Origin of the sequence: Novacetimonas maltaceti (assembly GCF_002906255.1) — a bacterium.
In the GTDB taxonomy this organism is placed as follows: Bacteria; Pseudomonadota; Alphaproteobacteria; order Acetobacterales; family Acetobacteraceae; genus Novacetimonas; species Novacetimonas maltaceti.
The window spans coordinates 161,595-167,594 of the sequence record NZ_POTC01000002.1; the positions used below are offsets into that span (position 1 = coordinate 161,595).

Genomic DNA, 6,000 nt, shown 5'->3' on the forward strand with positions numbered 1-6,000 from the left:
CCACCATGCTGGCCGAGGACGCCGGGGCACAGGCGCTGGAACAACTGGTGCGCGACATCCGCGCCTGCACCGCATGCGCCTCCGTCCTGCCGCTCGGCCCGCGTCCCGTGCTGCATGTCTCCTCCACCGCGCGCATCCTGATTGCCAGCCAGGCGCCCGGCACCCGCGTGCATGAAACGGGACAGTCCTTCAACGACGCCTCTGGCGATCGGCTGCGCGGCTGGCTGGGGATCGACCGCGCGACCTTCTATGACTCCGCGCGCATCGCCATCATGCCGATGGGCATGTGCTATCCCGGCCGCATGCCAAAGGGCGGCGACAGGCCGCCGCGCCGGGAATGTGCGCCCTTGTGGCGCGACCGGGTGCTGGCGCTGATGCCCGATATCCGCCTGACGCTTCTGGTCGGGTCCTATGCACAGAATCATGTGCTGGGTCCGGGCAAGGTCGAGGATCGCGTGCGGCATTACCGTGACTTCCTGCCGCAGTATTTTCCCCTGCCGCACCCGTCATGGCGGACCGGTGCATGGGAACGCCGCAGCCCATGGTTCGCGGCGGAAGTCCTGCCCGCCCTGCGCGGCGCGGTGCATGCGCTGCTGTAAAGGGCCGGAGCCTGCAGATGCTGCCGTTTACAAGGTGGCGGCGTTTTTCGAGGCGTTTTGGGAAAAACGCTTCACCAGAAAAACCTTTGTTCCGGTTTTTCTCAGTGCGTCAGTTGCACGACATTGCGCGCCATCGACATGACGACTCCCTGCACGCCTGAAATCAGGATCTGCACCCCGATCGACAGCAGGATCAGCGCCACAAGACGCGAGACAATGCGCGTCCCGGTCGTCCCCAGCAGCTTCATCAACTGTTCCGCATAGGCATAGGCGATCCAGATGATGCACGCCACGGCCAGCGCCGCGGCAGACAGGATGCCATAGAACATGACGGTGCTGACGCCAGCCGATCCCTCGGAACTCAGCGCAATGGCCACGGCAATGGTGCCCGGCCCGACGGTAAAGGGCATCGTCAGCGGGAAGAACGCCAGTTCCATCCCGTTGGTCCGCGTGGCGCTCAGCCCCCCCTGGCTGGCCTGCGCCTGCTTGCGCGCCTCCTCGGTCTCGGGCGCCTGCAACAGCGCCCAGGCCCGCACCGCCACCACCAGGCCGCCCGCAATGCGCAGCGCGTCGATCGTGATGCCGAAGAAGGACAGGATCGTGCCCCCCATCCAGATGGAGGCGATCATCAGCATGGCGGAATAGAACGCCACCGTCCGCGCCAGCGCCAGACATTCCGCCCGGCTGCGCCCGGCCGTGACCTGCGCGAAGATCAGCGCGGCCCCCAACGGGTTGACGATGGAAAACAGCGCCGGGAACGCCATCAGGAACGCGCCCGACGCACTGGTCAGGCCGATGGGCACGCTCAGATGGGTCAGCACGTCATGGGAAACGGCCACGCTTCATGCCTTTTCTCCGGCCTGCCCCGCCATCCTCCCCCACGAGGCCAGCGGAACATGCCCTGCAATGTCCAAAGACATGCCTTATCCGCAGATCCACGCCTTATCCACCCCTAGTTGTGCATGAGCGATTGCAGAACGCGCGCATCGCTGGCCCGTGCGCACAGGTAAAAGGTCTCCATGCCGGGGGAATGGGCCTCCTGCGCCGAAACCGGCAGCGGCCATGCCGTCAGCCCCAGGTCGTTGTAAACCGACAGGAACATCGATCCCACGCACCAGAAGGCAGGCTGCCGCCCCTCCTGCACCGCAAGGTCACGCAGCCACCATATCGCGGACACGCAGTCCTCCGCATTGCCGGCGGGATCACCCAGCCCGATCAGGAACGTCCCACGCCGCACGAACGGCAGCAGCGCCTGTCCCCGCGCGCCCACGATCAGGCCCGATGGCATCCATGCCACACCCACGGCATCAACCGCATGGTCCAGCATGTGGTAACGCGCCTGCCCTTCGCCATCCCATGGCTCGATGGCGATGCGGCCGGGACGGATCAGGCGCATGATCATCAGCAGCCCCAGCATGACCGCAAGCCCCATCGTCCAGCGCCCGACCCCGGACGAGGACGCGAACAGCATGATTTCCCACCAGCTTCCCCCCAGCGCGTCATGCGGCCCCGCACAGGCCAGCACGACCACGCAGGCGATCAGCAGCAGCAGCGACATGATCGTGGGAAAGGACAGCGGTTCGCTCAGCACCCGGGCATGGCGGTAATAGGAATTGCGGAACGGCGCGATCAGGATCGCCACCAGCGCCATCAGGGCCGGGATCACAAGGGGGGAACCGCGCAGCAGCGTCAGGCCCGCCGCCGCCGCCAGCAGGCCCAGCGTGACCTTCCACGCCAGTGTCACGCGCTGCGACAGGCCGATGGCCAGGCCGATCAGCGCGACACCGATCAGCGACAGCAGGTAATCCCCCGCCATGCCGAACAGCGTATGCAGCCGCCCGGCCGCATTGTCCCACGTTTCGGGGTCAAGGATGGTCAGCGCGATCAGCACCCCGCCACACAGCGACACCGCGCCGGTGGCCACGGCGACGGAAAAATCCGCCTCGCTCTCACGGATCACGACGCTGGGCCGGGTGGTGCGCGGCCCGCGCGCGGGACTGTCCTTCCCCGCCTTGCGCGACAGCAGCACCGCATCCCCGCGCAGGAACAGTTCATGCCCCGCGAACATCACCCCCGCAAGGAACAGCGGGACGATGTAGTAGAACAGCCGGAAGATCAGGATGGCGGTAATGATGCTGGTGCTGGGCATGTAGCTGCCCAGCGCGAGCATCATCGCCCCGTCGAAGACACCCAGCCCCCCCGGGACGCTGGCCACCAGCCCTGCGGTATAGGACGCGATATAGATCGCAAGGAACACGCCATAGCCCAGTCCCGGCGCTTCAGGCAGGAAGATGTAGGCAATGCCCGCCGTCGCCGCGACCTCCGCCGCCGACACCACCGTCTGCGCCACCGCCATGGAGGAGGACGGGAACGTAATGGTCCACCGCCACAGCGTGACCTCGTTCAGGCGACGGCCCAGCAGGATATACAGCGCAACCCCGCCCCACAGCAGCAGTCCCACCGCTTCGAGCAGCAGGTGCGGCACCCGGGCGCCGACAACCGGCACCATTTCAGGCTCCCACAGCAGGACGCCACCAATCAGGACCGCCGCGCCAAGCAGGTAGGTGGCGGAGCAGAATGCGATGATCTGCGCCACCTCCAGCGGGCGCAGGCCCCAGTTGCCATACAGGCGGAAGCGTACGGCAGCACCGGAAATGGCCGAAAAGCCAAGGTTGTGCGACAGGACATAGGAACAGAAGGCCGCAAACGCCGTGCGCCGGAACGGTAGCGTGCGCCCGATCTGGCGCACCGCCAGCCAGTCATAGAAGGACAGTATGACATAGGACAGGACGGTCATCCCCGCCCCCGCCCACAGGGTCGTGGCCGGGATGATCGCCAGCGCGTGACGGATGTCCGCCCAGTGCAGGTGACGCATCTCACGCTGCACGACAATGATGGCGGCGACCATCAGCACCAGTCCCATGACATGGGGCAGGTGCCGCAGCCACCTGCGACCGCCCGTCTCCCCCTTCCCTTCGGCGGCGGGGGATGATCCGGGCGGGCGTGACGGGGGAAGGCCGGGCGTCACGGGAAATACGGTCCCATCGGACGCGAAATCATCGCACGTGCACTCTGCGGCGCGCCTACGATTGTGTGGCCTGCGACATGCTGCGGGTCAGGGCGGCCTCGATCAGGGCGACGGTTTCGCCAGCACCATAAAGCGCGATGAAAATCCCGAAACGCGGCCCTTCCTTCTGCCCGAGCAGGACTTCGTAAAGGCAGCCGAACCAGGAGCGCAGCGGCTCGAACCCGTGCCGCTTGCCGATCTCGAACACCAGGTTCTGGAAATCGTCGGGCGTGGCGGTGGCCGCGTCCATCCCACGCAGGGCCTCGGCAAGGTCGGACAGGGCGGCACGTTCCTTCCCCTCGGGCGCGCGGTACTGCTTCGTCGGACGCACGAAATCGGCGTAATAGACGATCGCGTGGTCCACCAGTCGCGCCAGCATCGGGTCGCGCGTGGGCGTGGCGTCCGCGTCATAGCGCTGGATGAACTTCCACAGCACGTCCGGCGTTTCGGCGTTGGCCACGCTGGCGAGGTTGAGCAGCATGCCGAACGTGATCGGGCTGCCCGCATTGTCGGGGATGTGGCCTGCATGGATGAACCATGCCGGGTTGGCCCACAGCGCGGGGTCATCCGCCTTCTGCGCCGCCAGCGCGCGCGTCACGTTGGCGAGGTATTCGTCTGTCGCCTTGGGGATCACGTCGAAAAACAGCCGCTTCGCGCGCTGCGGGGCGTTGAACATGTACTGCCCCAGGCTTTCGGGCGGGGCATAACGCAGCCATTCCTCCACCGAAATGCCGTTGCCCTTCGACTTGGAGATCTTCTGCCCGTTTTCATCAAGGAACAGTTCGTAGGTCAGGCCCGCCGGAGCGCGCCCGCCAAGGATGCGGCAGATCTTCCCCGACAGGCGCACGCTGTCGATCAGGTCCTTGCCCGACATTTCATAATCGACGCCCAGAGCATACCACCGCATGGCCCAGTCGGCCTTCCACTGCATCTTGGCATGGCCGCCGGTCACCGGGGTCTCGAACGTCTCGCCGTCCTCATCGGTCCAGCGCACGGTCCCCGCGACCGGGTCGATCGCATCCATGCGCACCTGCATCACCTGCCCGGTGCGCGGGTGGATCGGCAGGACGGGGGAATAGGTGGCGCGCCGTTCCGCGCCCAGCGTGGGCGCGATGACGGCCACGATCTCGTCATGCACCTCCAGCACGCGCTTCAGGGCCGCATCGAAACGGCCGCCTTCGTAATAGGCGGTGGAGGACGCGAATTCGTAGTCGAAGCCGAAACTGTCGAGGAAGGCCTGGAGCCGGGCATTGTTGTGCGCGGCAAACGATTCATGCGTGCCGAACGGGTCGGGCACGCGCGACAGCGGCCTGCCGATATACTGGCGCAGCATGTCCTGGTTGGGGACATTGTCGGGCACCTTGCGCAGGGCATCCATGTCATCGGAAAATGCCAGCAGGCGCGTCGGCTTGCCGGTGATGGCGCCAAAGGCCTGACGGACCCATGACGTGCGCGCGACCTCGCCAAACGTGCCGATATGCGGCAGGCCCGATGGCCCGTACCCGGTTTCCAGCAGGACGGGACGTTCGACGCTGACGGCCCTGTCACCGACATGGGCCGCGAGTTTTGCGGCTTCCTCGAAAGGCCATGCCTTGGGCAGCGGGGAGGAGGGAATGCGATACTGTTCTGACATGGGGCCGAAAGCTATGAATTGCGGAAGGGCGGGTCAATCGTCACCTTACACCATAATTGGCGGCAAAGATAACTTCCGTTACAGGGAACAGGCGACATCCGCGCATATGTGCCCTATATGTTCACGATCATGACAGCCCCCCCGTCCCTGCCGGATACCGCGCCTGCCCTGATCGTCAGACATGACGCCTGTTCGGTCCTGACGCCCGACGGGGAGATCCTGTCGCTTTCGCATGACGACGTGCGGCGCGAACTGCAGCACTGGCCCGCGCCCGTGGTCATCCATGCGCCCGCCACCGCGCGCAGGCTCGACCTGCCGCCACCGGGACAGCCAACGCCATGGCTGGACCTGCTGGAACTGTTCGCCTTCGCCATGCCCGCGCGGACCGTGCCCCCCACGGTGCGGGGACTGGCGCGCGCGCTCGACTTCCCGCTGGCCCGCGTCGAAAATGCGGAAGCGGACCTGCTGCTGGACATGGCCGACGGACTGCTCGAACGCATCGCGCGCCAGCGTGATGGCGAACATGGCCCGATGATGGCCGCGCTGGCGTTCAGGATGCGCCAGATGGGCTGGGCCTGGGGGGAGAGCGTATGCCATGCGCTGCATGTCGGCGCGAGCATCCCCGCCGAACAGATCCAGCCCAATGACGCCCTGCGCGTGTGGCGCACCCTGCCCAAGTGGGAGGATGCCGCCCCCCGGCC

4 protein-coding genes and 1 pseudogene are annotated in these 6,000 nt (G+C 66.3%); 2 read left to right on the forward strand and 3 right to left on the reverse strand.

From position 1 onward, the window contains the following. Window positions 1–5: 5 nt before the first annotated feature. Complete coding sequence (locus tag KMAL_RS01855) at window positions 6–599, forward strand: uracil-DNA glycosylase family protein (protein ID WP_110094052.1); 594 nt, start codon at window positions 6–8, stop codon at window positions 597–599. 101 nt (window positions 600–700) lie between these two features. On the opposite strand, the gene KMAL_RS01860 is transcribed toward KMAL_RS01855, so the two are convergent. The 3 genes from KMAL_RS01860 to KMAL_RS01870 all read right to left on the reverse strand — a co-directional run bounded on the left by KMAL_RS01860 (window position 701) and on the right by KMAL_RS01870 (window position 5,299). Beyond that, on the reverse strand, window positions 701–1,363 hold the full coding sequence (locus KMAL_RS01860; protein WP_239019895.1) for a MarC family protein: 663 nt from the start codon (window positions 1,361–1,363) through the stop codon (window positions 701–703). A gap of 188 nt (window positions 1,364–1,551) precedes the next feature. Further along, complete coding sequence (locus KMAL_RS01865) at window positions 1,552–3,522, reverse strand: lysylphosphatidylglycerol synthase domain-containing protein (RefSeq protein ID WP_110094053.1); 1,971 nt, start codon at window positions 3,520–3,522, stop codon at window positions 1,552–1,554. A 160-nt stretch (window positions 3,523–3,682) separates the two neighbouring features. Further along, entirely contained in the window at window positions 3,683–5,299 is a 1,617-nt protein-coding gene (locus tag KMAL_RS01870; RefSeq protein ID WP_110094054.1) for a lysine--tRNA ligase, read from the reverse strand. A 129-nt stretch (window positions 5,300–5,428) separates the two neighbouring features. Here KMAL_RS01870 and KMAL_RS01875 point away from each other — a divergent pair. Then, window positions 5,429–6,000, forward strand: a pseudogene (locus tag KMAL_RS01875) (DNA-packaging protein); the annotation flags it as partial.